This is a genomic window from Pseudomonas sp. GW821-FHT10C09 (assembly GCF_059415465.1).
Map to the genome: position 1 here is coordinate 23,545 of NZ_JBWKNG010000002.1, position 25,861 is coordinate 49,405.

Annotated in this window: 19 protein-coding genes; 11 read left to right on the forward strand and 8 right to left on the reverse strand. The window is 59.7% G+C overall.

Annotation, left to right across the window (positions count from 1 at the left end):
• Window positions 1–247: 247 nt before the first annotated feature.
• Window positions 248–706 carry an REP-associated tyrosine transposase gene (locus AC07N8_RS01550; protein WP_493142298.1) on the reverse strand — a complete coding sequence of 153 codons (459 nt, stop codon included), beginning with the start codon at window positions 704–706 and terminating at the stop codon, window positions 248–250.
• Window positions 707–1,371: 665 nt separating this feature from the next.
• Between AC07N8_RS01550 and AC07N8_RS01555 the strand changes: the two genes are divergently transcribed.
• A complete protein-coding gene (locus tag AC07N8_RS01555) occupies window positions 1,372–2,793 on the forward strand; it encodes an amino acid permease (RefSeq protein ID WP_483841912.1) in 1,422 nt (473 codons plus the stop codon).
• Between the two features lie 55 nt (window positions 2,794–2,848).
• Here the strand turns inward: AC07N8_RS01555 and AC07N8_RS01560 are convergent, their stop codons facing one another.
• Window positions 2,849–3,973, reverse strand: coding sequence for an OpgC family protein (locus AC07N8_RS01560; RefSeq protein ID WP_493142300.1), 1,125 nt, complete (start codon window positions 3,971–3,973; stop codon window positions 2,849–2,851).
• Window positions 3,974–4,216: 243 nt separating this feature from the next.
• Here AC07N8_RS01560 and AC07N8_RS01565 point away from each other — a divergent pair, with 243 nt between their 5' ends.
• From AC07N8_RS01565 to AC07N8_RS01575, 3 genes are all read left to right on the forward strand, one after another.
• Window positions 4,217–5,722 (forward strand): glucosyltransferase domain-containing protein, encoded by a 1,506-nt coding sequence (locus AC07N8_RS01565; RefSeq protein ID WP_493142302.1) that lies wholly within the window; start codon window positions 4,217–4,219, stop codon window positions 5,720–5,722.
• Window positions 5,723–5,830: 108 nt separating this feature from the next.
• Window positions 5,831–6,205 carry a GtrA family protein gene (locus AC07N8_RS01570; RefSeq protein ID WP_483841910.1) on the forward strand — a complete coding sequence of 125 codons (375 nt, stop codon included), beginning with the start codon at window positions 5,831–5,833 and terminating at the stop codon, window positions 6,203–6,205.
• Window positions 6,202–7,749 carry a glycosyltransferase family 39 protein gene (locus AC07N8_RS01575; protein ID WP_493142304.1) on the forward strand — a complete coding sequence of 516 codons (1,548 nt, stop codon included), beginning with the start codon at window positions 6,202–6,204 and terminating at the stop codon, window positions 7,747–7,749. The genes AC07N8_RS01570 and AC07N8_RS01575 overlap by 4 nt, the downstream gene beginning before the upstream one ends.
• Here the strand turns inward: AC07N8_RS01575 and AC07N8_RS01580 are convergent.
• Together AC07N8_RS01580 and AC07N8_RS01585 are read right to left on the reverse strand one after the other, a co-directional pair.
• On the reverse strand, window positions 7,727–9,346 hold the full coding sequence (locus AC07N8_RS01580) for an FMN-binding glutamate synthase family protein (RefSeq protein ID WP_493142306.1): 1,620 nt from the start codon (window positions 9,344–9,346) through the stop codon (window positions 7,727–7,729). The two genes, AC07N8_RS01575 and AC07N8_RS01580, sit on opposite strands and share 23 nt — an antisense overlap.
• A gap of 90 nt (window positions 9,347–9,436) precedes the next feature.
• Window positions 9,437–10,237 carry a helix-turn-helix transcriptional regulator gene (locus tag AC07N8_RS01585; RefSeq protein WP_483841907.1) on the reverse strand — a complete coding sequence of 267 codons (801 nt, stop codon included), beginning with the start codon at window positions 10,235–10,237 and terminating at the stop codon, window positions 9,437–9,439.
• A 129-nt stretch (window positions 10,238–10,366) separates the two neighbouring features.
• Between AC07N8_RS01585 and AC07N8_RS01590 the strand changes: the two genes are divergently transcribed.
• Both AC07N8_RS01590 and AC07N8_RS01595 read left to right on the forward strand, forming a co-directional pair.
• Window positions 10,367–11,188, forward strand: a complete 822-nt coding sequence (locus AC07N8_RS01590) for a carbon-nitrogen hydrolase family protein (protein ID WP_493142308.1) — start codon at window positions 10,367–10,369, stop codon at window positions 11,186–11,188.
• Between the two features lie 223 nt (window positions 11,189–11,411).
• Window positions 11,412–12,737, forward strand: coding sequence for an APC family permease (locus AC07N8_RS01595; protein WP_493142310.1), 1,326 nt, complete (start codon window positions 11,412–11,414; stop codon window positions 12,735–12,737).
• 78 nt (window positions 12,738–12,815) lie between these two features.
• On the opposite strand, the gene AC07N8_RS01600 is transcribed toward AC07N8_RS01595, so the two are convergent.
• On the reverse strand, window positions 12,816–13,271 hold the full coding sequence (locus tag AC07N8_RS01600) for a DUF4234 domain-containing protein (protein WP_493142312.1): 456 nt from the start codon (window positions 13,269–13,271) through the stop codon (window positions 12,816–12,818).
• Window positions 13,272–13,486: 215 nt separating this feature from the next.
• On the opposite strand from AC07N8_RS01600, the gene AC07N8_RS01605 reads away from it, so the two are divergent.
• The 3 genes from AC07N8_RS01605 to AC07N8_RS01615 are packed head-to-tail and all read left to right on the forward strand — an operon-like array spanning window position 13,487 to window position 15,102.
• Entirely contained in the window at window positions 13,487–13,921 is a 435-nt protein-coding gene (locus AC07N8_RS01605; RefSeq protein WP_493142314.1) for an NUDIX hydrolase, read from the forward strand.
• Between the two features lie 24 nt (window positions 13,922–13,945).
• Window positions 13,946–14,584 carry a LysE family translocator gene (locus tag AC07N8_RS01610; protein WP_483841902.1) on the forward strand — a complete coding sequence of 213 codons (639 nt, stop codon included), beginning with the start codon at window positions 13,946–13,948 and terminating at the stop codon, window positions 14,582–14,584.
• A gap of 2 nt (window positions 14,585–14,586) precedes the next feature.
• Window positions 14,587–15,102 carry a GNAT family N-acetyltransferase gene (locus AC07N8_RS01615; RefSeq protein WP_483841901.1) on the forward strand — a complete coding sequence of 172 codons (516 nt, stop codon included), beginning with the start codon at window positions 14,587–14,589 and terminating at the stop codon, window positions 15,100–15,102.
• A 172-nt stretch (window positions 15,103–15,274) separates the two neighbouring features.
• Here AC07N8_RS01615 and metR read toward each other — a convergent pair whose 3' ends face one another.
• Window positions 15,275–16,192, reverse strand: coding sequence for a transcriptional regulator MetR (metR, locus tag AC07N8_RS01620; protein WP_007944922.1), 918 nt, complete (start codon window positions 16,190–16,192; stop codon window positions 15,275–15,277).
• A 108-nt stretch (window positions 16,193–16,300) separates the two neighbouring features.
• Between metR and metE the strand changes: the two genes are divergently transcribed.
• The gene (metE, locus tag AC07N8_RS01625) at window positions 16,301–18,625 is read left to right on the forward strand and encodes a 5-methyltetrahydropteroyltriglutamate--homocysteine S-methyltransferase (RefSeq protein WP_493142315.1); all 2,325 of its coding nucleotides are present in this window, start codon (window positions 16,301–16,303) and stop codon (window positions 18,623–18,625) included.
• 43 nt (window positions 18,626–18,668) lie between these two features.
• On the opposite strand, the gene AC07N8_RS01630 is transcribed toward metE, so the two are convergent.
• Window positions 18,669–23,849, reverse strand: coding sequence for a dermonecrotic toxin domain-containing protein (locus AC07N8_RS01630; protein WP_493142317.1), 5,181 nt, complete (start codon window positions 23,847–23,849; stop codon window positions 18,669–18,671).
• A 204-nt stretch (window positions 23,850–24,053) separates the two neighbouring features.
• Here AC07N8_RS01630 and AC07N8_RS01635 point away from each other — a divergent pair, with 204 nt between their 5' ends.
• The gene (locus tag AC07N8_RS01635; protein WP_483841898.1) at window positions 24,054–25,088 is read left to right on the forward strand and encodes an alpha/beta fold hydrolase; all 1,035 of its coding nucleotides are present in this window, start codon (window positions 24,054–24,056) and stop codon (window positions 25,086–25,088) included.
• Between the two features lie 188 nt (window positions 25,089–25,276).
• Here AC07N8_RS01635 and AC07N8_RS01640 read toward each other — a convergent pair whose 3' ends face one another.
• Window positions 25,277–25,633 carry a DUF6124 family protein gene (locus tag AC07N8_RS01640; RefSeq protein WP_483841897.1) on the reverse strand — a complete coding sequence of 119 codons (357 nt, stop codon included), beginning with the start codon at window positions 25,631–25,633 and terminating at the stop codon, window positions 25,277–25,279.
• Between the last annotated feature and the right edge of the window lie 228 nt (window positions 25,634–25,861).

Here is a 25,861-nt window from a genome sequence, read left to right on the forward strand (position 1 = left end):
AATATCGAATATTTCCCGTGACCTGCGGCGATGGTGGTGTTGTGGCGAGAGGGCTCCTGTGGCTAGAGGGCTGTTGTGGCGAGGGGGCTTGCCCCCGTTGGACTGCGCAGCAGTCCCCAATAGTTTAAAAACAAATCGACGACTGCTGCGCAGCCGAACGGGGGCAAGCCCCCTCGCCACAACAGCCCTCTAGCCACAGCAGCCCCCTCACCACTGCAAGTCATCACAAGGAGATAAGTGTGCGGGTTTACAGCCAGTTCGCATCCCACAACGGGTAATCACCTATTTTTTCCACCAGCCCGGCACGCAACGGGTTGGCAACTATGTAGCGGGCGAACGGTAGGAGCTCTTCGCCATCTCGGATTGCACGGTCGTGGTAGCCGGTTTGCCAGAACGATCCACTACGACCGGTAAGTTTGTTCACTGCCAGGGTGCTGCGTGACTTGATGGCGCCCACCATCCTGCCCAAATCCTTGTCCTTGAGCTGCATACGCCAGTGGACGTGATCGGGCATAACCACCCAGGCAATTGAATCTACTAGCCCTGTGTCGTGTGCTCTTCGCATTTCTGCTACCAGCAAACGCCCAATTCGCCAATCAGAAAATATGGGTTGGCGGTCGTGCACAACCGCAGTGATGAGATAGGCGCGGCCGTTCTCGGAGTTTCTGCCTAAGCGCAGGCGATGGGAGTTTGGTTGAGTAGGCAATCCATTGCTTCCTTACGTGATAGTCAAACGACGTTGTCAGGCTAGTAGGCGGTGGGCTGTATCGAAGCTGAGACTGTTGAACGAAATTTCTGACTCTCTTGAAGGACAGATGAGTTCCTTTAAAGAGGAGGGCTTTTGTGGCGAGGGGGCTCCTGTGGCGAGGGGGCTTGTCGGAACGCCGCATCGCCCCGTTCGGCTGCGCAGCAGTCGTCGATTGGTTTTTAGACTATGGGGACTGCTGCGCAGTCCAACGGGGGCAAGCCCCCTCGCCACAACAGCTCTTCTTGCCTGAGGGGGCGGTTGGTGTCTGAAATAGCTGAGCTAGACACGTCGTCTGGTAAATGCGGCGAAGGTCTGGGCATGACGATGCACCAATGCTGTGCAATACTCGGCGCCGTTTTCTGCAACGGGTGAAATCACTTTTAGCCAGTTAAAGCCTCTCCGTAAAAGCCGCTTTTACCGAGAGTTGTGGCTGTAATTTATGGTTTATAGAGTGAAAACACCTGAGCAATGCTTTTTATACTGCACGTCCCGCTGATCCTGGAGGTTTTGTCCTACAGGACGGTCCTGCTCACGAAGCAGGCCGGTTTCAGGCAAGCAATGGCTTATCGGTCAGCGCTTCGACACTCGGTGGCTATATCCAATAACAAGACGAGGATGTCCCTATGCCTGCTGGCAATCACCTGCCCCACGGCGAGACCGCTCAGGGCGGCCCGCTTAAACGCGAACTCGGCGAACGGCATATTCGCTTGATGGCACTCGGTGCCTGTATCGGCGTCGGCCTGTTCCTGGGTTCGGCCAAGGCCATCGAAATGGCCGGCCCCGCCATCATGTTGTCCTACATCATCGGCGGTCTGGCGATCCTGGTGATCATGCGTGCCCTCGGCGAGATGGCTGTGCACAACCCGGTCGCCGGCTCGTTCAGCCGTTACGCCCAAGACTACCTCGGCCCCCTGGCGGGCTTCCTCACCGGCTGGAACTATTGGTTTTTATGGTTGGTGACCTGCGTCGCGGAAATCACTGCCGTGGCGGTGTACATGGGCGTCTGGTTCCCGGATGTGCCGCGCTGGATCTGGGCGCTGTCGGCGTTGATCAGCATGGGCACCATCAACCTGATCGCGGTCAAAGCCTTCGGTGAGTTCGAGTTCTGGTTCGCCCTGATCAAGATCGTCACCATCATTGCAATGGTGATTGGCGGTATCGGCGTGATTGCATTCGGCTTCGGTAACGACGGTGTGGCGCTGGGGATTTCCAACCTCTGGGCGCACGGCGGTTTCATGCCCAATGGCGTGCAAGGCGTGTTGATGTCGCTGCAAATGGTCATGTTCGCCTACCTCGGCGTCGAGATGATCGGCTTGACCGCCGGTGAAGCCAAGAACCCGCAGAAGACCATCCCGGATGCCATCGGCTCGGTGTTCTGGCGGATTCTGCTGTTCTACGTCGGCGCACTGTTCGTGATCCTGTCGATCTACCCGTGGAACGAAATCGGCACCCAGGGCAGCCCGTTTGTGATGACCTTCGAGCGTCTGGGCATCAAGACCGCCGCCGGCATCATCAACTTCGTGGTGATCACCGCGGCGCTGTCGTCCTGCAACGGTGGCATCTTCAGCACCGGGCGCATGCTCTACAGCCTGGCGCAAAACGGCCAGGCCCCGGCCGGTTTCGCCAAGACCTCGAGTAACGGCGTGCCCCGTCGCGCCTTGCTGCTGTCGATGGGCGTGTTGCTGCTGGGCGTGTTGCTCAATTACCTGGTGCCGGAGCAGGTCTTCGTCTGGGTCACAGCAATTGCCACTTTCGGTGCGATCTGGACCTGGGTGATGATCCTGCTGGCCCAGCTCAAATTCCGCCAGGGCTTGAGCGCCAGCGAACGTGCCGGCCTCAAATACAAGATGTGGCTGTACCCGGTCAGCTCGTACCTGGCGCTGGCGTTCCTGGTGCTGGTGGTCGGCCTGATGGCGTACTTCCCGGAAACCCGCGTGGCGCTGTATGTCGGCCCGGCGTTCCTGGTGCTGCTGACGGTGTTGTTCTACGTGTTCAAGCTGCAACCGAGCAATGTGTCGCAAGGCGCAGTGCGTTCGGCTTCGTAAGACGTAACGCTTGAAACGCAAAAGCCCCGGTCGAGATGACCGGGGCTTTTTGGTTTCAGGCGACTGCGTTTTGCGGTGATCGTGTCAGGCGTTTATTGAACTCCAGCCAGACCGCCAACAACCCCATCAACCCGGCCCCCACCAGCGCGGTGAAAATCTGCATGGCAAACGCATCGTCGGTCAGGGCGTTGACCATGTCAGCCAACGGCGCCAGCAACACACCGAGGCAGAACACTTCCAGCGAGTAACGACCCATGCGCGAACATTGCCGGGCCAGCCAGTGTTGCGTCCAGCCCGTGTCCGGCAACAGTTTCGCCGTGACATACGCCAGGGCCAGAAAGTGCAGCAGGCGCACCGGCGACAGGTCGGTCTTGCTGATTGGGTACAGCAGGTTGCTCAGCAGGGAGGGCATCAGCGCGTCATGTATTTGCGGCCAGCGCCAGGACACGGTAATCACCCCGGCCAGCACCGCATAAATCGCCGCACTGACAAACAATGGCTGGCGCAGCAGCGCACGCGTCTCGGCCGATCGAGGCTTTTGCCCGTGAATCGCCGCCGCGCCGCCGAGCACAAACAGCAGTTGCCAGGTGACAGGGTTGAAGTACCACACGCCGTCCTTGATCGCGGCCAGGTTCCAGCCAAACGAAGGCGCCAGCAGGTAAACGGTCAACGACACTGCCACCACCGCCCACGCCTTGCGCACCAGCATCGGCAACACCAGCGGCAATCCGGCCAGCAACACGATGTACAGCGGCAACGGGTCCATCAGGTTCGGTTTGAAGCGCAGCAGCAGTTCATCCGTCAACGCCTGCTGCGGGTTGGTGATGAAGTGATGCAGACCCATTTCCTCGACCAGATCTCGGGTTTCCACATGGCTGTTAGCGAAAAACACGATGCCCATCAGCATCGCCAACAGGAAAATATGCACCACATACAGCACCCAGGCGCGGCGCAGGATTTTCACGCAGGCAATCAAGTAACCGTCGCGTGCAAGGATTTTGCCGTAGGCCAGGACCGCCGCATAACCGGCCAGAAACACGAAGATCTCCGCCGCATCGCTGAAGCCGACATTACGCAGGGTGATTTGACCCAAGGGGTTGTGAGGCACGTGATCCCAGAAGATGAAGATCAGTGCCAGGCCTCGGAAAAAGTCGATTCGGTGATCGCGTTCAGTCGTCATGGCGGCGGGCTCTTGAACGGTTTTGAAGTAGGAACGGGGCGCCATAAAGGTAACGCGCCGCACATCGGCGGCGCGCAGGGTGCCGTGATTTGGGGGTAATTGCAAAAGTCCGGGTATTACCGAATGTCTCTGAGCATTGCCGAAGGATAACCGCCTGTCTGAAAGACTTGCGGCCCAGTGATCTCTGGCGCGCGCCAGGTTCAAAGGTTTATTGATTTAACGCAGTTCCCATGAGGTTTCGGGATGAAAATCAGTGACTGGCTCGAAAAAGAATTGGGAGGCCGTCAGGTCTGGCTGAGTTTTCTTTTCGCAACGCTGCTATTCGTCCTGCCGCTGATCCTCGCGGATTACCCCTACATCGACGACAACTGGCGTTCCCTGGCCGCCGGCACGGCGTGGACGGAGGAGGGTCGCCTGTTCGCGCAATGGTTTTATCACCTGCTGACCTTCAGCGGTGCCGCGCCCAATATCTTCCCATTGCCGTTGTTGATCGCCACGCTGGCCATGAGCGCCGCCCTGACGCGCCTGACGTTCCACTATTTCCCCGAACCGACGTTTACCCATTGCCTGGTGTTGCTGCCACTTTGGTACAACCCGTTTTTTCTGCAAAACCTGTCGTACCAATACGACGGGCCGACCATGGCGCTGAGCGTGGTGGCGGTGATCTGCGCGATCACCTTCCGCAGCCTTTCGCGCGTTCAGCAACTCATCGTTCCGGCCCTGCTGATCGCATTGGCCATCGGCCTATATCAGGTCAGCATCAACGTGTTTCTCGGGCTCTGTTGCCTGGAACTGCTGCGGGGGGCCAGCGACCGATTAGCGTGGCCCGCATGGTGCAGATTGCTTGGCTGGAAAGGCGCGCAGTTGCTGCTGGCTGGCTTGATCTATTACGCCACGGCTTTTGCCTATATGAGTCAAGCACGCACCTCGATGCTGAACGGCGAGGCGGCACCGCTGCTGCAAGTTGAAATCAATGCTGGCCGGGTCCTGGAAAAAATCGTGCTGCTGTTTCATGGCGGATTTGCCTGGGTGTTCGGCGCGCTGTTGTTGTGCGCCATCGCCGGTGGCGTGTGCGTGGGGCGCGGTGTGCTGGCGCGGTGGGACTCGGGCCTGCACAAAGCGGTAATCGGTATCGCCTGTCTTTTAATGCTGCCGGTTTTGCTGTTGCTGGTGCCCGGCGCCTCCTTGTTTTTCCGCGACTTCAATGAAGGCGCCCGAACCTTGATGGGCTTCGGCGTCGTCCTGGTTTTGTTGTTCTACCTGAGTCATCGGGTGCTGGCGTCATTGCATGCAAAGCTGCCATTGCTGTTGTTGATCCCGCTGTTGGCGACGCTCTCGTTGTCCTTCGCCTATGGCCGCGTGCTGACCCTGCAAAAGACCTTCACGACTAACGCCTTGTACGCCTTGAGTGCCGACATCGCCTCTCGCCCGGCATTGCGCAACGCCAAGCGCATTTATCTGTCGGTCAGCTATTCGGATCACTGGCTGGTGGCGGCCGCCGGGTCATTCAAGCAAATGCCGGTGTTGCACTACCTGCTGAACATCGACTTCTACATGCTCGCGGAAAACCTGCCCAAAACCGGCATCACCAACGTGGTCAGGGAAAAGGAGCGGCGCAACGCCACGCGGGTGGGCTACCAGGGTTATCCACCGCTGGTGGACAGCCTGTTCTATCGCATTTATCTGCTGGGGGATTACGGCTTTATCGTCATGAAAGAACCACCCCGGGTCACCACGCTGCAGTGGTAATCGACCGCTGGTCTGGAAGGTCGCGCTACCTGATAGTTCTGACAGTAGACGCACACTTGCGCTGGCTTTAGGTTGACGCCTGAAACAGCAACCAGCCAGGGAGCGGACATGAAAGCCTTATGGAAGGAGTTTTCCACCTACGCGGTGGTTGGCGTGGCCAATACGCTGATTCATTGGCAGCTCTTTTATGTACTGAACACGGCCGCCGGATTTAGTCAGGCCGCCAGTAACTTTTCGGCATTTTGTGTGGCAGCGACGTTTTCCTTCTATGTGCATGCGCTGTACACATTTGAAGCCGGGGCGTCGGTGGTTCGTTATCTGGTGTATATCGGCTTCATGGGCGTACTGAGTGTTGTGGTTGGCCACTATGCCGATGTGTGGAAGCTCCACGGCCTGGTGACCGTCGCATCGTTCTCGCTGTTGAGCCTGGTCTGCGGGTTTTTCTTTTCGCGATTTATCTTGTTCAGCGAGCGCGAAGCGTGAAAATTTCGCGCTGCACTGGGGAGGTGGCGGCGCTGTTTGTGGTGGTGGCGATCGCGTTATTCGTGAGATTTCACGCCATCACCACGTCGCCCGTCTGGTTCCACGAAGCCTTTAGCCTGCTGCTCGCCGAGCGGTTGCCTGCGGATATCTGGAACACCACGGCTCGAGACGTGAATCCACCGCTTTACTACGTGATGTTGCATTACTGGATCCTGATGTTCGGTAATGGCGCCCTGGCTGCGCGTTCGCTGAGTGTCCTGGCCGATGTCGGCACGTTGTTGCTGTGCATCAAGCTGATGAGTCTGGTGGCGACACGAAGGGCAACCTGGATGGCTGCATTGTTGTTTGCGTTGCTGCCGATATCGGTTCGCTACAGTCAGGAAATCAGGATGTATGCCCTGCTTGGTTTCTGGCTGATGGGCGCCACCGTGGCGTTGGTGTGTTGGGTCAATTCACCGCAGCAAAAGCGTTTTGCGATCATTTATGTGCTGCTGATGACGGCAGCGTTCTATACCCATTTTTTCGCCGCGTTGTGTGTCGTCGTGCATTGGGTTTTTTGGTGGCGGTCGCGCGGTTTATCCGCCCGTGCATGGATAGGCGCCAACGCTGCCATTGTCGTGTTGTTCCTGCCGTGGTTACCCCATTTCATCGATCAACTGCAGTACGGAAATCGGCACGACTGGATACCGCCTCTTACGTGGGAGGTCGCACTGACGGTTGTTTGGTCATTCATGGCGATGAGTGATGTGCCAGCGTCTTTAGGGTGGCGTCTGGTGCCGACGGTATTGGTCGTTGCTTGCGCACTATTTGTGTTGTCGAAAGACCGGAGTCAACACCGCTACAGCGCGCTGCTGGTGAGTTACTTCTTCGTACCGGTACTGATTGTTTTTCTGCTGTCGCAAATCCTCCCCCTTTTCCTCCAACGATACCTTGTGTTCGCGGCTGCAGGATTACCCATGATCCTTGCTGTTGCGCTGGAAGGTTTGGGACGGCAATGCAGAATCCTCGCCACTTTGGCTTTTGTTCTGGTTGTCGGGGTGCAAACGTATGGGCTGACGGCGGTATACGAGCAGTCTGATGTAATGGGCGATGCCGTTTTTCGTCACGAGGCCAGGCTGGACGTGCTAGCGGCCGGGATCGCTCGCGAGGCTCGCCCGGATGATGAAATCGTGGTCGAAGGATTATTTTGGTACTTGCCGTTCATGTACTACAACACAACGGGCATCCAGCCGAAGATGTACGTTGTGAAATCGACCGGCGTGTCCTGCGACACCTACGGTTTTGGGGGGTGTGCGTTAGTCCCCGGGCGAGCAGAGGGCACCGCATTCATGGATTTTTCGGCCATGAAGCCGAAGGCGAGAAGGGTCTGGTGGGTAGCGGGTCAATCCGATCCTGAACACCGCCGATTATTTCCAAACGACTGGATACACGTACTAACGCTCAGGGGAGGAGAAAGCGAGGCCCGCTTGTTCGTCCTGGACGGCGCTCCTACTCCCCATGAAATCGTTTTTCAGCCGTTATTTACGCAGCAACTCCCTCATTAGGCTCAAAACTGTCCGCCCGCGCCATCTGCCACATCCGCGAGTAAAACTCGCCATTCACTTCACCCGTGAGTAATTCCCCCGGTTTCAAGAACACATGCAGCTGCGAGAACAACTTGATTTCGGTCGCCGACATGCGCCGTACCAGATGCTTGGCCGACAGTTGTGACGGGTGATCGAGACCGGCCGCCGCGAGCATTTCGGCCAGGGCCTTGAGTGTGTTGCGGTGGAAGTTGAACACGCGCTGGGCTTTGTCCGGGACCACCAGTGCGCGCTGGCGCAAGGTGTCCTGGGTGGCGACGCCGGTCGGGCATTTGTTGGTGTGGCAGCTTTGCGACTGGATGCAACCGATGGCGAACATGAAGCCGCGAGCCGAGTTGGCCCAATCGGCACCGATGGCCAGGACGCTGGCGATGTCGAAGGCGCTGACGATCTTGCCGCTGGCACCGAGTTTGATTTTGTCCCGCAGGTTCAGGCCGACCAGTGTGTTGTGCACGAACAACAAACCTTCGCGCATCGGCACGCCGATGTGGTCGGTGAACTCCACCGGCGCGGCGCCGGTGCCGCCTTCCTTGCCGTCGACGACGATGAAGTCCGGGAGGATGCCGGTTTCCAGCATGGCTTTGGCGATGCCCATGAATTCCCACGGATGGCCGAGGCAGAACTTGAAGCCCACCGGTTTGCCGCCGGACAGTTCACGCAGTTGCTGGATGAAATGCATCAGTTCGATTGGCGTGGAAAACGCACTGTGCCGCGACGGCGAGATGCAGTCTTCGCCCATCATGATGCCGCGGGTTTCAGCGATTTCCTTGGTGACCTTGTGCTTGGGCAGGATGCCGCCGTGGCCGGGTTTGGCGCCCTGGCTCATCTTGATTTCGATCATGCGCACTTGCGGGGTCTGTGCTTGGGCGGCGAAGCGTTCCGGGTCGAAGCGGCCGTCGGCGGTGCGACAGCCGAAGTAGCCGCTGCCGAGTTCCCAGGTCAGGTCGCCGCCATTTTCCCGGTGATAAGCGCTGATGCTGCCTTCGCCGGTGTCATGGGCGAAGTTGCCGAGCTTGGCGCCCTGGTTCAGTGCCCGAATCGCGTTGGCGCTGAGCGAGCCGAAACTCATGGCCGAGATGTTGAACACCGAGGCCGAGTACGGCTGGGTGCACTGCGGGCCGCCGACGATCACGCGAAAGGCGCTCGGATCGCTCAACGGCGCCGGGCGCATCGAGTGACCGATGAACTCGAAGCCTGATTGATACACGTCGATCAGGGTGCCGAAGGGCTTGTCGGCACTTTCGTTCTTGGCGCGCGAATAGACCAGCGACCGCTGGGCCCGGGAGAAGGGCAGGGCGTCGCTGTCGGATTCGAGCAGGTACTGGCGGATTTCCGGACGAATACCTTCCACCAGGTAACGGATATTGCCCAGGATCGGGTAGTTGCGGCGCACCGCGTGCGGGCTTTGCAGCAGATCGAACAGGCCGATCAGGCTGAGCACGCCGGTGATGGCGGTGATCGGCCAGAGCCAGTCGTATTCGAGGAAGGGCAGGCTGGCGAGGGTGAAGATCACGCAAGCGGCAAAGAAGGCGTAGCGGCTCAGGAGTGACAGGCTCATACGGTTTCCTTGGGTTCGGACTCAATTATTTCAACGCAGCAGGTGTTGGATACACACAGATCCCACAGTAAAAAGCACTCCGCGTTTCAGTCAGGCATTCTGCGCCTGCAGAAAAATCGAAAACAGCTCGGACTGGGATTTGATCCCCAGCTTGCTGTACATGTGTTTCTTATGGACTTTCACGGTTTCCACGGAGATTTCCAGCTTACGGGCGATTTCTTTACTGGAGCAACCGCTGAGCATCAATCGCCCGACGTCCAGTTCCCGAGCGGTCAGTTGCGCACCTTTGAGTTGCTGCACCGACGCTTCCAGCTGCACGCGCCAGTCAGGTTGCGGTGGCGACGGCGCGAGGGCCACGACTTCATTGATTTCGTAGGGCAGGCGCTGGCGCAACAGGCCCAGCACCCACGGCTGAATCAGCGACAGCAAGGCAATCTGCTGGGCACTGAAACGCTGCTTGCTGCCCAGTGACAGGCACAACGTGCGGTCGCCTTCGAGCTGGCAATTGAACTGGATTTCATCAGCGACCACATTCAGACGAAAGTAGCGCTGGTAATACTCGGTCAGCTCAAAGTGCTCCGGCGCCACTTCCGACAAGCGATAGAGGCCGGTGCGCGACTGCTCGCGGCACGCGATGTAGAACGGGTCGAGCAGGTACAAGCCGCGCAGGTAATCCTGAAACAGCTGATCCGGGCTGCCGTCCTCGCCGGGGCATTCGGCGAACACTTGCGGGTGCTGGTCGGCGCTGAAAAGCAGGGCCACCCAACTGTCGAAGGTCACGTATTGATCCAGCAGACGCACCAGTTGCGTCCAGAAATTGGGCTTGTCCAGCGCGTCGATCAGTTGCCCGACCGAACGGTGCCAAGCGATGTCGTCCAGCGAAAGTGTCATGCCTCTACCCCTATCGGGTTACCCCAGCGGCGTGATTCCCCGGCCGGTGGCTTGCTGCGCATACTGGCGCACAGAAACCGGCCGGGCAATCTTTCTGCCGCCCGGCCTCCCCAAGAACAAGGAATACCGATGAAAGTCGAACTCGCCCAGTTGGCGGGCCGTGACAACGGCACCGCGTACAACCTCGAACGCGCCCTGGCGGCGATTGCAGCCTGCGCTGCCGACACCCAACTGATCGTCTTCCCGGAAACCCACCTGATGGGCTTTCCGACCGCCGACACCGTGGCGCAAACCGCCGAACCGCTGACCGGCCCGACCGTCAGCGCGGTCCTTGCCGCCGCCCGCGAGCGCAACATCGCGGTGGTGATCGGCATGGCCGAAAACGACAACGGCCGTTTCTACAACACCACGCTGCTGATCACCCCTGAAGGCATCGCGCTGAAATACCGCAAAACGCATTTGTGGGCCTCGGATCGCGGCGTGTTCGAGCCCGGCGACCGTTACGCCACCTGCGAGTGGAACGGTGTGCGGGTCGGCCTGCTGATCTGCTACGACATCGAGTTCCCGGAAACCGCCCGCGCCCTCGCGCAACTGGGCGCTGAACTGCTGATCGTCACCAACGGAAACATGGACCCCTACGGCCCGACGCACCGCACCGCGATCATGGCCCGCGCCCAGGAAAACCAGGCGTTTGCGCTGATGGTCAATCGAGTGGAGCCGGGCGATGACGGGTTGATGTTCGCCGGCGGCAGCGCGCTGGTGGATCCGCTGGGCACGCTGTTGTTCGAGGCGGGGCGCGATGAAGGGCAATTTACGGTTGAGCTGGATTTCAACCGGCTGGACGCGGCACGCAAGGACTACCGGTATCTGGATGATCAACGGCTGAAGCTGCCGGGAGAGATTGTGGAGCGGGCTGGCGGGGTTCGGGAGTTGCTGATTCCTTCGCGCTGATCCGGAGGTTGCATTGCTCCGCCTGGCCCTTTCGCGAGCAGGCTCGCTCCCACATTGGATGTGTGTCCACTGGAGATCCCCTGTGGGAGCGAGCCTGAACGCGAAGAGGCCCTGACAGACAACACACCTGTTTGACCGATCACCCAAAACAACAAAGTAACGCCCGAAATTTAGCGCCGAACTCGGCTCTGCCATAAATCTAATAAATTCGGAGTAGTCGCTCATGGCTCGTTTGCAACGCACCCTGTCATTGGGTTCGGTGGTGCTGTTTGGCATTGCCTACATGACGCCGATCATTGTGCTCGGCACCTTTGGCATCCTCGCTCAATCCACCGCTGGCATGGTGCCGGCCGCGTACCTCGCGGCACTGGTGGCGATGTTTTTCACCGCCATGAGCTACGGCCGAATGGCCTCGGCGTTCCCCGTCGCAGGCTCGGCCTACAGCTACGTGCGCAAAGCCATCAGCCCGAAACTCGGCTTCATCGCCGGTTGGGCGGTGCTGCTCGATTACCTGTTCCTGCCGATGGCGATCTGGCTGATCGGCGCCGCCTACCTCAACTCCGCGTTCCCGGCCGTGCCGCAATGGCTGTGGGTGCTGGCGTTCATCGGCATCACCAGCGCGATCAACATCGTCGGCCTGAAACTGGCCAACGGCATCAACGCCTTGCTGATGTTGGTGCAAGCCCTGGTGCTGATCGCTTTCGTGGTGCTGTGCATCCACTACGTCGGTGGCGACGCGAGCACACCCTTGTGGTCGATCAAACCGTTCTTCAACGGCGACATGCAGATGCCGCTGATCATGAGCGGCGCGGCCATTGCCTGTTACTCGTTCCTGGGCTTCGACGCGGTCAGCACCCTGACCGAAGAAACCCGCGATCCGCGCCGCACCATCCCGCGGGCAATCATGCTGATCACCCTGATCGGCGGGCTGATCTTCGTCAGCGTCTCCTACTTCGTGCAGATCGCGCACCCGTCGTTCCAGTTCGACAACGTCGACTCGGCGGCCTATGAAATCGCCCGCAATATCGGCGGCGACCTGTTCGTGTCGATCTTCCTGATCGGCCTGATCGTCGGCCAGTTTGCCTCGGGCCTGTCGGCGCAGGCCAGCGGTTCGCGTTTGCTGTTCGCCATGGGCCGCGACGGTGTGTTGCCGAAATCGTTCTTCGGCACCTTGCACGAACGCTTCGGCACCCCGGTCAACAGCATCCTGTTGTGCGCCGTCGTCGCGTTGCTGGCGCTGAAACTGGACGTCACCACCTCGACCTCGTTCATCAATTTCGGCGCGTTCCTCGCCTTCAGCCTGGTCAACCTGTCGGTGATCTTTCACTACTGGATCGGCGGCGAGAAAAAAGGCCCGCGTGAACTGCTGCTGTTCCTGGTGTTCCCGTTCATTGGTCTGGTGGCGGACTTGTGGCTGATGGTCAGCCTCGACCACCTGGCGATTTACCTCGGCCTGAGCTGGCTGGCCATTGGCGTGGTGTACCTGGCGGTACTGACCGGCGGTTTCCGTCGCCAGCCTCCGGAGATGGATTTCCAGGAAGCCACGTAAATCCCCCCAAAAAACGCAGGATCATCGGTTACAGCAGTAAAAGGGCAGGCAACTTTCGGTTACCTGCCCTTTCTTGTTTCAGGCTTGAACGGAGTGGGATGTCGATGGTTTTTTGTCTTGGTGTTTTTGCTTGTCCCGGGGGAGGGAATTGATGCAGTAGTTAATGTGGAAAAAGGTGAACAGGACGGAGTAGACACGATTCATACGTAATTCGAAATTGTGTTCAGTCAAAGCGTAAGCCCTGAGCGCTCTTCGTACCCGAAAGCACCATGCAAGTGAGAGCAGCCAGACAGCCAGCGCCAGCGAGAAACCAAAAACAGGCGTGCTGCTCAGTACACCGCCAATACCACACAAAGTCAGATATCCAATCATGAATCTCGTGCTCAGGGTCTTGATACCCGTGAGGTCTTCCACCGCTACAGCGGTTTTGTACAACCAGACATTGGGATACAGTCCCATCGTCAATGCAGTCAATAGAATGAAGTGGAATGTCTTGAGGTTGTTCTTTTCTTTGAGCGTCGAGATATCGGACATGCAACATGTTCCTTGCGAGGCGAGGTAGGCAAATGACGGCTGAATAGATGTCGAACACGCTACCAAAACCACGCGTGGGAAATTTCCGAGCTGGTACGTGGATAGATCCTCTTGTTCAGGCGATTCGACTGTCAGAACTTGTAGTGTCCGTCGGATGACGAGCACCCGGTGAGCATGGGATCCTTGCGGTCTTTACCCAAGGCCCTCTCCGACCCATGACCCTTCCCTCCCCTGATTCGCCACGCATCATCCGCATCGCCGCCGCCCTGTTGATCGGTCCCGACGGCCGTACATTGCTGGTGCGCAAGCGCGGCACCGAAGCCTTCATGCAACCGGGCGGCAAGATCGAAATCCATGAACAACCGGTTCACGCACTGGCCCGTGAGCTGGAAGAAGAGCTGGGGTTGATCATCGATCCCGCGCACGCCAGCTACCTTGGGCAATTCTCGGCACCGGCGGCCAATGAGCCGGGATTTGTCGTACAGGCCGAGCTGTTTTTGCTGACCATCAATGCGGATGTCACCCCCGCTGCCGAGATCGAAGAAGTGATCTGGATCGACCCGGCCACCGACGGCGGTGTCACGCTGGCACCCTTGACACGGGACCTGATCCTGCCGTTTTATCGAGCATCGCTGACTGAACCTGCCTGATCATTTCCGGACGAAGGATTGCCCATGATCCCGCTTCAAGACCTACTGATTTTCGCCGCTGCTGCGTTGCTGATGGTGCTGACGCCGGGGCCGAACATGATCTACCTGATCTCCCGTTCGATCTGCCAGGGGCGCAAGGCGGGCGTGACGTCTTTGCTGGGCGTGGTCGCGGGCTTCTTTGTGCATTTGTTTGCGGCGGCGGCCGGTTTGACCGCGGTGTTTCTGGCGGTGCCGATGGCGTATGAAGTGTTGAAGTGGGCGGGGGCGTTGTATTTGCTGTGGCTGGCCTGGCAGGCGGTCAAACCCGGTGCCCGTTCGCCGTTCGAAGCGCAGCAGTTGCCGCCGGACTCGTCGCGCAAATTGATCACCATGGGCTTTCTCACCAGCGCGCTCAACCCGAAGATTGCGGTGTTCTACCTGTCGGTGTTTCCGCAGTTCATCAACCCTGAACACGGCTCGGTGTTCAGCCAAAGCATCATCCTCGGCCTGACCCAGATCAGCGTCAGCTTCTGCGTCAACCTGCTGATCGCGCTGTTCGCGGCGGGCATCGCTTCGTGGTTCGTCAGGAACCCGACCTGGCTGGCGGCGCAGCGCTATGTCATGGGGTTTGTGTTGGCGGCGCTGGCGGTGCGGCTGATGCTTGAGCAACGCAGGACGGCTTGACCATGTGGATTGAACGTCTGGACGCCAGTCATGCACTGGCTTACCGGGAGCTGATGCTCGAAGCCTATGACCGGCATCCGCAGGCGTTCACCTCCAGCGTGCGCGAGCGCGCGGCGATGCCGCTGAGCTGGTGGGAAGGGCGCCTGACCAGCAAACTGGATGTGGTGTTCGGGGCATTCGAGGAGGGCAAGCTGGCCGGCATCGTCGGTCTCGCCTTCGAACCTCGGGAAAAGGCCCGGCACAAGGCGACACTGTTTGGCATGTACGTGTCCGGTACGGTTCGTCAGCGCGGGTTGGGGTATCAGCTGGTGCAGGCGGCGTTGGCCGAGGCGCAACAGCATCCGGGGCTGAAGGTGATTCAGCTGACGGTTACTGCCGGCAATGAAGCCGCGTTCAACCTGTACCAGCGTTGCGGCTTCATCCAGTTCGGCCTGGAACCGCTGGCGGTGCGCGTGGGCGAGGACTACTTCGACAAAATCCACATGTGGCGCGAGATCACCACCGATCCTGCTGGATAAAAACTTTTGTGGCGAGGGAGCTTGCTCCCGCTGGGCTGCGAAGCGGCCCCAAACCTGCCACCGGATTTCTGAGGTAAACCAGCATTCACTGGATTTACGACTGCTGCGCAGCCGAGCGGGAGCAAGCTCCCTCGCCACAGGGATTGCTGTGGTCCTGTGGTCCTGTGGTCCGTCAGCGAACAGCGCTCACACCATCGAGCGTCGAGAACGACGTATCCTTCGCCGTCAGCAAGAAGTCGCGCATATACGGCGCATCCAGCATGTCCGCGCGTATCCCCGCGTACAACGTCGCAAACAAACCCTTCTCGCCCAGCCGCTTGGCCTTCACGTAACCCCGTGAGCTGTATTCGTGCAGCGCCCAATGCGGCATGCCGCATACGCCGCGACCGCTGGCCACCAGCTGCATCATCATCACCGTCAGTTCCGAGGTGCGGACCTGCGCCGGTTCGATGTCGGCCGGTTCGAGGAAACGGGTGAAGATGTCCAGTCGATCACGTTCCACCGGATAAGTGATCAAAGTCTCGGTGAGCAAATCTTCGGGAACGATGTACGCCTTGCTCGCCAAGCGGTGCTGGTTGGCCACCGCCAACATGGCTTCATAGGTGAACAGCGGCACATAGGTGATACCGGCGATGTCCAGCGGATCGGACGTCACCACCAGGTCCAGATCACCGCGAGCCAGCGCCGGCAGCGGCGCAAAGGAAAACCCGGACGCCAGGTCGAGCTCGACTTCCGGCCACGCATCGCGAAACTGGTCGATGGTCGGCATCAACCATTGGAAGCAACTGTGGCACTCGATCGCCATGTGCAAGCGCCCGGCAGTGCCGCCGGCCAACCGCGCGATGTCACGCTCGGCGCCACGCAGCAGCGGCAGTGTGGCGTCGGCCAGTTGCAGCAGGCGCAGGCCGGCGCTGGTGAAACGCACCGGTTTGGTCTTGCGCACGAACAGCGGCATGCCCATGCGCTCCTCCAGTTCCTTGAACTGGTGGGACAGGGCCGATTGCGTCAGGTGCAAACGGTCGGCGGCATCGACCAGGCTGTCGGCTTCACGCAAGGCGTGCAGGGTCTTGAGGTGGCGGATTTCAAGCACCGGATGGCTCCATGAGGAAAACTTGTGATCAACACGAAAAGGTTGAGTTTGTCTCATGTTGGGTTGGCTGTCGACAATAGCGCCATCTTTTACAAGGAGCAATTCACCATGGCCCTGGCCCACACACTTGGTTTCCCACGCATCGGCGCGGACCGTGAACTGAAAAAAGCCCTCGAATCCTACTGGAAGGGCGACATTGATCAGGCTGCCCTGGACCGCGTTGGCCGCCAATTGCGCGCCATGCACTGGCAATTGCAGAAAGGCGCCGGGATCGACCTGCTGCCCGTGGGCGACTTCGCCTGGTACGACCAGGTGCTGACCCATTCGCTGACCTTCGGTGTGATCCCCGAACGTTTCGACAGCACCAAGGATGCCGCCGGCCTACCGACCCTCGACACCTTGTTCGCCATGGCCCGTGGCGCCACGGCCAGTTGCTGCGGTGGCGAGCACAGCACCGCGCAATACGCCCAGGAACTGACCAAGTGGTTCGACACCAACTACCACTACCTGGTCCCGGAATTCAGCGCCGACCAACAATTCAAACTCAGCTGGGAGCAGTTGTTCGACGAAGTGGACGAAGCCAAGGCCCTCGGTCACACCGTCAAACCGGTGATCATCGGCCCTTTGACTTACCTGTGGCTGGGCAAGGGCAAATCCAAGGGCGGTGGCAACGACTTCGACAAGCTCGACCTGCTGGAACGCCTGCTGCCGGTGTACAACGAAATCCTCGGTCGCCTCGCCGCGCAAGGCGTGGAATGGGTGCAGATCGACGAACCGATCCTGACCCTCGACCTGCCGCAAGCCTGGAAAAATGCGTTCGAACGCGCTTACCACATCCTCCAGTACTCGCCGCTGAAAAAACTGGTCGCAACCTACTTCAGCGGTCTGGAAGACAATCTCGGTCTGGCCGTCGGCCTGCCGGTGCAAGGCCTGCACATCGACGCCGTGCGTGCGCCGGATCAACTGGGCCAGGTGCTCGATCGCCTGCCGACCTACAAGATTCTCTCGGTCGGGCTGGTCAACGGTCGCAACGTCTGGCGCTGTGAACTGGAGCAGGCGCTGGCTCAGCTGCAACCGGCGCAAGAGCGTTTTGGCGACAACCTGTGGGTCAGCAGTTCTTGCTCGTTGCTGCACAGCCCGGTGGATCTGCGCCGCGAAGACAAACTCGACCCGGAACTGAAAAGCTGGCTGGCGTTTGCCGTGCAGAAGTGTGGCGAAATCGCCGTGTTGCGCGACGCCCTCAACGATCCACAGTCGCCCAAGGTGCAAGCCGCTTTGGCCGAGAGCCGGGCGATCCAGGCCAGTCGCGCCGAGTCACCGCGTATTCATAAAGCTGCCGTGCAGGCGCGCATCAACGCCATCGGCACAGCGGACAGCCAACGCCATTCGCCGTTTGCCCAGCGCATCGAACAGCAACGCGCACGCTTGAAACTACCGGCATTCCCGACCACCACCATCGGCTCGTTCCCGCAGACCGGTTCGATCCGTCTGGCGCGTCAGGCGTTCAAGCAAGGCAAGCTGTCGGCCAACGACTACACCGATGCCATGCACAGCGAAATCCGCCACGCCGTGCAAGTTCAGGAACGCCTGGGCCTCGACGTGCTGGTGCACGGTGAAGCCGAACGCAATGACATGGTCGAATACTTCGCCGAGCAACTGGACGGCTACCTGTTCACCCGTTTCGGCTGGGTGCAGAGCTACGGCTCGCGCTGCGTCAAACCGGCGATCATCTACGGCGACCTCAGCCGTCCGAAGGCGATGACCGTCGACTGGATCACCTATGCACAGGGCCTGACCGACAAGGTCATGAAAGGCATGCTCACCGGTCCCGTGACCATGCTGATGTGGTCGTTCCCGCGAGAAGACGTGTCGCGCAAAATCCAGGCGCAGCAGTTGGCGCTGGCCCTGCGTGATGAAGTGGTGGACCTGGAAAACGCCGGCATCAAGATTGTGCAGATCGACGAAGCCGCGTTCCGCGAAGGTTTGCCGTTGCGCCGGGCGCAATGGCAGGAATACCTCGATTGGGCAGTGCAGGCCTTCCGCTTGAGTGCTTCTGGCGTGCGTGACGAAACCCAGATTCACACCCACATGTGCTACAGCGAATTCAACGACGTGATCAAGGCCATCGCCGACATGGATGCCGACGTGATCACCATCGAAACCTCGCGTTCGGACATGGAGTTGTTGGAGGCGTTCGAAGTGTTCGCCTACCCGAATGACATCGGGCCGGGTGTGTACGACATCCACTCGCCACGGGTGCCGGACACGGCCGAGATGGTCAAGTTGATGAGCAAAGCCGTGAAGCGAATTCCGGCCGAACGTTTGTGGGTGAATCCCGATTGCGGGTTGAAGACCCGGGCGTGGCCGGAGACCGAAGCGGCGTTGGTGAATATGGTGGCGGCGGCGCGTCAGTTACGTAGTCAGCTGGCATAAGGAACCCAAAACGGGAGCGGAAAAACCGCTCCCGTTTTGCGTTTTAAGCCGGGTCGAAATGTTTAAGCGCTACGGATTTCTTGCCGATGTCGGCGTAAGGCAGGTCGACGTTGTCCGCGTGTGTCAGAAACCGGTGCTCCGGCAGTTTGAGGTGGGCCTTTTCAAACTCGCCGAATGCAGGGGCTGCCTTACTGTAGTGAAAGTGGGCATACCACATCACCTTGGGCGGTGTTTGCGTCAGGTCTCGCACCTCGTATTCCTGCAGGTAGTCGGTGCGTCCGTCCGCACGTTTACCCAACGTTTCCATCGGTTTTTGTTTTTGGATATCGACGATTTTTTTCTCCGCGGAATTTTGCTGCATGAGGTAATCCAGCATGCCGTCGGTCGGGTTTCGACTGTTCATCGAGTACTCGATACGCAGTGCCCGTCCGGTATCGGTCAGTTCTGTGGCCTTGTCACGCAGCTGCTGGATGAGCGCATTAGCAGGCTGAAGATCTTCAATCATCCGGGCACGCCGGCCGAGTTCGCCTGCCTCGCTGAGCATCATGTGTTCCAGATCAACGGGTAGCATGTCCTGTCGGGCATAGGCCTCGACGCGGATTTTGTACGCCGCTTGCGCAGCAAGTCGGCGGCTCGCATCGGCCGTTAACACTCCAAGGTCTTGGTGAGCGGGGTGAGCACCCTGTTCCTGTGGATTGAGCAGGCGAAACTTGCCGTTTGTCCCTTGCTCCCAAACCTCCTCGAACCCGCCCTGGCCTGTCAGGGTGTATTGGCGCTTTTGGGTCGTCGGTTCCCAGCGCTCCTCCCCGATCAGCAATTGACCGTCTTCGGTGGTGAACACTTTTTTGCCGCGTTGCCCCGCGGGGGATGCAGGCGCGGGTTGATCGATGGCCTTGCGTGCCCGTTCGGCCATTTTCTCGATACCCAGCAGCAGTGGCCCCACGGCGTCCAGATGGAAGTGCTGGGGATAGCTGGCGGTCCAGGCATTCATGTTGCGGCGAAACTCCCCGTAAAGATTCAGGCACTCTTGCAATATCTGATTGCGCTGGGCTCGGGTGGCGCTCACTTCCGGCAGGCTGTGTTGGGTGAACAGGGCGCGATCGACTTTGGTTCGCAGCGTCTGTGCCTGCGTTTGCAGGTAGAACCAGGAAACATCGCTGGTGCTGTCGTAGCGTTTGACGATTTCCAGCAGTTGACCGGTTTTCAAGTACAGCTGACTGGCCTCATTGAGCCTCGCGTTCAAGTCCGCGAAGGCGCGGCTCAAGTTTGTTTTTGTCGGTTTGTCGGTAATGCGCGGGTACCACAGGTTGAGGTCGCGCATGTGGGCATCGATGGCGTCGAAGTCGCGCATTATCTCCAGACGCAGCGTCCTGACGTCCTCCAGAATACGCAAGCGCTGGCCCAGTGCCTGGGCAGGCAGTGCGTCCAACTGGTCCAGAAGATCGTCGATCCTGTCCGTCAGGGCCAGTGCCCGTTGACCGGTCAGGACCACCCGTTGTCTGGACCGATCGGCCAGTAAAAAGGCGACATTGCTTTGTATTTCCTTGATCTCGCGCATGTTGTTGCCACGCGTCATGGGTCGCAGCTCAGCCAGAGTCTGGTAATGCTTGCTGCCCAGTTCCATGTCCTTGATGCACGCGACTTCAAATGCCTGTGCCAGCGCCGGGCGAAGGTTTTCGGGGCTGGCGTTGTACGTTTCCATCAGGGCGGTGGTACGCGTCATCTGGGCGTCGAAGAGCGTGGCCGTGGCATTGGCGGATTCGCTCAGCGCTTGTTGGCGGCGCAAGGTCTGGTCGGTCCACCAACGCGGCAGACGTTCGCGAATGACGGCCGGCCAGAGAGGATCAAGGCCGTCCGCCAAGTGTCCGAGCACACCACCGCCCCCCAGCCCGCCGCCCTCGAACGTCACCCCATAGACACCGAAATAGGTGTCCCAGTTTCCGGCCTCATCGAGGCCGACCGGTTGCTTGTAGGTTTTTTGTCGAGTGCCGCAAAGACGCCAGTTGCGTGAATCGCTGCTGCGCTCAACCTGGAAGATACGGCCCTGGCGAACGATAAAGTCACCGTCGGCATGCCGGTAGACATTGCGGTAAATCCCTTGGGTCGCCGGTTCCAGGCCGGTCAGGGAGATCAGTTTTTCGTACTCATACCCGGCGAACCGCTGGACAACATGCCGGGCTCGGCGCTTCGACGGCGCTTGCAGTGCCCCGGCGTTTTTTCCCAAGGCGCGAAGCTGACGAATACGCGTCAGCGAGTGAGCGCCCTTGGCGGTTCTGGCACTGACGGACGCCCCCGGAAGAAGGTCCATGGCGGCATCGACCAGTGACAACAACACCGATTCAATCTCTGTCAGGCCGTCACCGACCTCACCGCGCAACAAGGACGCAACGGCGTGGTTGGCGCTGCTCCAGGCATCGTAGAGGGCGATGCCCGCTCCGACAAAGGGCACCATGCCCAAGGCCATTTTTATGTAGTTGAACGCCCTCGGCCCGCTGAGCGCATAGCGCTCTTGATATAAGGCATCGTTGGAACGCGAGGTGCCGCGATGCGCTTCGATCAGGCGTCCCATGTGCGCATTGAGCAGATGGGACGCCAGTGACGTGGTTTTCGGCCAAGGCAAGCCGACCCCGATCATCGCGTCGAAATGCTTGAGCACGGCCTGGTTGATGCGACTGGCATGGGCTCGCACGTCACCGATCAAGGCGCGTGCGGCCAGATAACTGACCATCTCGCTGCGCAGGCATAGATTGAACAACGCCCGGCGAGCAGTCTCGAGGTTGTCGTAGCGGCGCAGGAAACGGCCGTCAGGGCTGTCAGGCAGATACAACAGGGTCATCCCGCTGACTTGTTCTTGAACGAAGGTCACCCCGGACAAAGTTGTGCCTCCTTCGTTGGGTGTGTCCTTGCCCCCGGCGCTGAGGTACGCCGGCAGGAGCACGATGCGCTTGCCCGCAACGTTCCAGGCCTGCGGGGTATCGGCCGCTATGGCGATGTTCAACACCTGCCATTCATCCTGATTGATCTGCTTTTGCAGGCGTGCGCAGGTCCCCTGCAACTGGAGCATCAGGCGCCAGGGTTCTATCAGGCATTCACGCCGGTGTTCCTTCACGAACGTGGTCTCGGTGGCCGAACCCATGAAGGCATCGCGAATCAGGTTTTCGTAGGCTTGGGGCAGGTCCATTTCAGGCAGCACCTTGCGCAGCCAGGGCAGGGTGATACCGCGGGTCAACGCCCGGCGTTCGGTTTCATCCGCCGCCGTGACCTCAAGTCGCATAAAGCCCAGTCGCAGTGAAAGAGGCTCCAGTTGCATCGAGGGCGTGTTGTCGATGTTGAGCTGGGCGAGTGCTTCGAGTGACATTTTGCTGCGGGCTTTACTGGGCACCGCGACGAGTTTCTGCGGGGTTCCAGGGGCGGCGCCATCGGCCAGTTGTTTTTGCAGCGTCACCGCGTCGGGCAGATCAAGCTGCACGGCAAAATGCCCGTTGAGCGAGAAGTCCTTTCGCAGACGCGCCTGCACATGCTGGCGGGTGAAATCGTCACGCGGTGGCAGGGCGATTTCCAGTTGTGTGTGGCTGCGACGCATGGCCAGGAGGTAAGCCTCCACTAAACCCTTGAGTTCAACTCGCTCGGATGCAGACAAGGTGGCCAGCCAATCGGGCAACAGGGAGAAGAGTTTCGCGCTGCGGCTTTGTTCCAGCAGGTGTGCAAAGGCCAGGTTTCTGGCGGCTGGCATCGGGACTTGCAGGGTCACCAGCGTTTGTTTGCGCAGCGTTTCCAGTGGGTCTGCATGTTGGCGCAGGTGCGCGGCGTGTTCTTCGAAGTGGCTGACCTGCTTATCGAGGCTGTCATGCAGCGGGTCGGTGACGATGTTGTTCAGCAGCAAGGCCAGCATCTGGTCGTGGTCCTGGATCTTGAACAACTGTCGCTCCAGTTCTGCGCGGTTGGCAAACCGTTGCAAACCGCCGCCTGAACCTGGCCAGTACAGCAAAAGGCTGTGCGGCGATGGCGCATCTCGGGTGATGACGAAGGGACCGTTGAGTGCCTGGGTGGTGATGCCGCCATTAGCGTCGGTCATCGACAGCGTCAGGCTGGCGGCGGTGATGGCCGCGTCGCGATCAGCCGCCAGCGGCGAGTCCAGCACAGCCATGAGCAGGCTGAACTCATCGCCGTCGAGCTGTTTGAGCGCCAATTGAAGTTGGGCCTCGGCGCGCAGGCCATCCTTGTGCGCCTGATAGAGCGCGCTGAACTCGCGATTGAAGGTTGCAAAATCGAATGCGCGCGATCTGTAAAGCAGAGCGGTTGCCGCCGTGTTGGCGGCGTGCTCTGCCGTCTCCAGCGCCGTCAGTGCTGTTTTGAATGACGGGTGACGGTCGCTGTCGAGCTCGTCGCCCAACAGCGCTTCGAGCGCATCGCGCTGCCGGTTCAGTGAAGCCTGGCGCTGGGGCCAGGGAATGTCGGCAAACAGGCTGTCGAACAGCGGTGGTTCATCTTCTATCGGGCTGTCCGGCAGGGGGGGGTCAAGGTCTGGAGGCGCGGCGAAAACGATGGCGTTCGCATACGGCGGGCGTAAAAGCAGCTCTGTAATTGCGACCGTGAGCGGCTCGGCTTTCGCGGTGTATTCAAAGCGCACGTCATTGTCGGGCAGGCCCTGCGGGACGAGGGATTGCCCGGACAACCAGTCTTCCATGTCACTGCGCCGAGTGAAGTGCTGAATGGGCACAGGCCGGCCCGGCAGGTACAGCCACTGCGCGGCGGGTTGGCGATTGCCCACGCTGATGACCCACGCGGCGGGGAGTTTCAGGGTGCCGCTGTCGCTCAATACCAGGGTCAACTGCTCGGTCTGGATCGGTTGATCATTCAAGTGCAGGGCCGAGGCGGGCGGGTCCAGGATCAACAGCAACGGCTGCAGCTGTTGCGCCGTCAACGTTCGACGAGCGAATGCCACCTGGGCGCAGGCCTCGAAATGACTGCGGTACAACTGACTCGCCCGCTCGCGCCGCGACACCGGCGTACCGGGCGCCCGAGCGTCCCAATAGGCATTCCAGCGTTCGTTGAGCGCCGGTTCCGGGCGCTGACCTCGAAGCGGTGCGGTGTCGAACAACGCCTGCAAACCCTGGCTGCACTCGCGCCAACGCGCCCAAGCGCTCAGCAACAGGCTGTCATCAGGGTTGTTTTTCAGGAACGCAGTGGAAACGGGCAAGGTGCTGAACGCACTTTCAATCATGGCAACGTGGCTCTGTGCAGGGGAGCGGCGTATCCGCTCTTGAGCGCACCATTAAAAGGAACCTGCCGCCGTCCATGGCACTACATAGTTATCGCATTGACCATTGGGCAGCATTCACGAAATTGTCATGGAACTGTGGCAGCGCGCTTGAACAAACATCATCAGACTCGCGCTCTACTGGGGTTCTGCGTTTTGGTGTTTTTCATGGGTGTTTCATTTCTTTCAAGAGTTGTCTTTTTGGCCGCGCTGCTGTTCGGCCTGCCGTCTTTCGCGGCGTCGCGTTGCGATGTCAACGTTCCAACCGAACACGTCGATCTGGCGCAGGTGAGCCTGGCGTACCAGAGCATCGGCCGTGCGTCGGACCCTGCGCTGTTGCTGGTGATGGGCCTGGGCGGGCAGTTGATTCACTGGCCGGACGAGGTTGTGGTTGCGCTGTGTCAGCAGGGTTTTCGGGTGATTCGTTACGACAATCGTGATGTCGGCCTGTCCACCTGGCGGCAAACTCCGGCCGAGGCCAACCTGACCTTCGAAGCCTTGCGCTACAAACTCGGCTTGCCGGTGTCGGCGCCGTACACCCTGACCGACATGGCCGACGATGCGTTGGGCCTGATGGACGCCTTGCACGTCGAGCAATTCCACGTATTGGGCGCGAGCATGGGCGGGATGATTGCCCAGCACATGGCGGCGATGGCGCCGCAGCGTGTGGAAAGCCTGACCCTGATCATGACCAGCTCCGGTGCCGAGGGTTTACCGGCGCCGACTGCCGCGCTGGTGCAATTGTTGTCGAGGCGTGGCGCGCCGAATCGTGAAGTGGCGCTGGAACAACAGGCGGATTTGCTGGCGGCATTGGGCAGTCCGTCGGTGACGGACGACCGCCAGGCATTGCTGCATCAAGCGGCGCTGTCCTACGACCGGGCGTTCAACCCTGAAGGTGTGAAGCGCCAGATCATGGCGATCCTTGCCGAACGCAGTCGTGTGGATTTGCTCAACCACTTGCGTGTGCCGACGCTGGTGGTTCACGGCACGGCCGATCCGTTGTTGCCGGTGATGCATGGCGTGCATCTGGCGGCGCACATTCGTGGGAGTCAGTTGGTGCTGATTCCGGGGCTGGCGCATCGCTTCCAGGAAGCGTTCAAGGCACCGTTGCTGGCGGCGGTGCTGCCGTACTTGCAGGCCCATCGCGAAGACACTTCGCATTGGGCGCAAATCGACCCGGTGCCGTCCCCGAATCTCCTCTAATCCCCCATCCATCAGTTGGAACTAAATCCAACTGTGGGGCTAAATCCTGTGGCGAGGGGGCTTGCCCCCGTTCGGCTGCGCAGCAGTCGTAAATCCGGTGCATGCGATCTAATTTTGAAATGCTGGGGCGGCTTCGCCACCCAACGGGGGCAAGCCCCCTCGCCACAGAAAAACTCTTCAGCCAGGGGTTAGGTGGGGACGACGTTATCCAGCATCAGGTTCACCGCCAGTTCACCCAACATGACCGAGTTCTGAATACCGAGCACGGTGTTGCGCTGGGTGCCGTCGACCGTTGCGGCGAAGTTGCTCAACATCACGCTCGCTGACGCCAGGGATTCACAGGCGTTGACCAGCAGGGTTTCGTGATCGGTGTTGGGGGCGATGAAGTAGATGGTGCTGGGTTTGCGAGGCGTGTCTTTGGGGATGACCGGTTTCAGGTAGTAGTCGAGGGCGCGGTCGGCGGCTTTGTTGAGCTTTTTGGACTCAGGGGTTTCGTAGGGGGAAACGTCGTCGGTTTCCGGTGGGTTCGGCGTTACTTTGAACATAGATAAATTCCTCTAGTAGAGCCGCAACCATCTCGCTACTAAACGGAGGGTGGCGGCTGTGCGCAGGTTAGTAGACCGGGAGGAATCAAACCGGCGCGCCCGAGGGCGCCAAGCGCACAGCCACCATCAAGTGCAGGCGAAAACCTGACTGAATGACACTTGTGCTTCCGTTGAAACCTACCCGGGCTACTAAACCCGATCACTGGGAATCAGTGACAGAACCAAGTT

Excerpts from the sequence above, each read along its gene's own strand:
- AC07N8_RS01570 (WP_483841910.1), top strand. The coding sequence starts at position 5,831 with ATGAAAGCCTTATGGAAGGAGTTTTCCACCTACGCGGTGGTTGGCGTG.
- AC07N8_RS01590 (WP_493142308.1), top strand. The coding sequence starts at position 10,367 with ATGAAAGTCGAACTCGCCCAGTTGGCGGGCCGTGACAACGGCACCGCG.
- AC07N8_RS01565 (WP_493142302.1), top strand. The coding sequence starts at position 4,217 with ATGAAAATCAGTGACTGGCTCGAAAAAGAATTGGGAGGCCGTCAGGTC.
- metE (WP_493142315.1), top strand. The coding sequence starts at position 16,301 with ATGGCCCTGGCCCACACACTTGGTTTCCCACGCATCGGCGCGGACCGT.
- AC07N8_RS01585 (WP_483841907.1), bottom strand. The coding sequence starts at position 10,237 with ATGACACTTTCGCTGGACGACATCGCTTGGCACCGTTCGGTCGGGCAA.
- AC07N8_RS01605 (WP_493142314.1), top strand. The coding sequence starts at position 13,487 with ATGACCCTTCCCTCCCCTGATTCGCCACGCATCATCCGCATCGCCGCC.
- AC07N8_RS01595 (WP_493142310.1), top strand. The coding sequence starts at position 11,412 with ATGGCTCGTTTGCAACGCACCCTGTCATTGGGTTCGGTGGTGCTGTTT.
- AC07N8_RS01640 (WP_483841897.1), bottom strand. The coding sequence starts at position 25,633 with ATGTTCAAAGTAACGCCGAACCCACCGGAAACCGACGACGTTTCCCCC.
- AC07N8_RS01610 (WP_483841902.1), top strand. The coding sequence starts at position 13,946 with ATGATCCCGCTTCAAGACCTACTGATTTTCGCCGCTGCTGCGTTGCTG.
- AC07N8_RS01560 (WP_493142300.1), bottom strand. The coding sequence starts at position 3,973 with ATGACGACTGAACGCGATCACCGAATCGACTTTTTCCGAGGCCTGGCA.
- AC07N8_RS01615 (WP_483841901.1), top strand. The coding sequence starts at position 14,587 with ATGTGGATTGAACGTCTGGACGCCAGTCATGCACTGGCTTACCGGGAG.
- AC07N8_RS01600 (WP_493142312.1), bottom strand. The coding sequence starts at position 13,271 with ATGTCCGATATCTCGACGCTCAAAGAAAAGAACAACCTCAAGACATTC.
- AC07N8_RS01630 (WP_493142317.1), bottom strand. The coding sequence starts at position 23,849 with ATGATTGAAAGTGCGTTCAGCACCTTGCCCGTTTCCACTGCGTTCCTG.
- AC07N8_RS01635 (WP_483841898.1), top strand. The coding sequence starts at position 24,054 with ATGGGTGTTTCATTTCTTTCAAGAGTTGTCTTTTTGGCCGCGCTGCTG.
- AC07N8_RS01580 (WP_493142306.1), bottom strand. The coding sequence starts at position 9,346 with ATGAGCCTGTCACTCCTGAGCCGCTACGCCTTCTTTGCCGCTTGCGTG.
- AC07N8_RS01555 (WP_483841912.1), top strand. The coding sequence starts at position 1,372 with ATGCCTGCTGGCAATCACCTGCCCCACGGCGAGACCGCTCAGGGCGGC.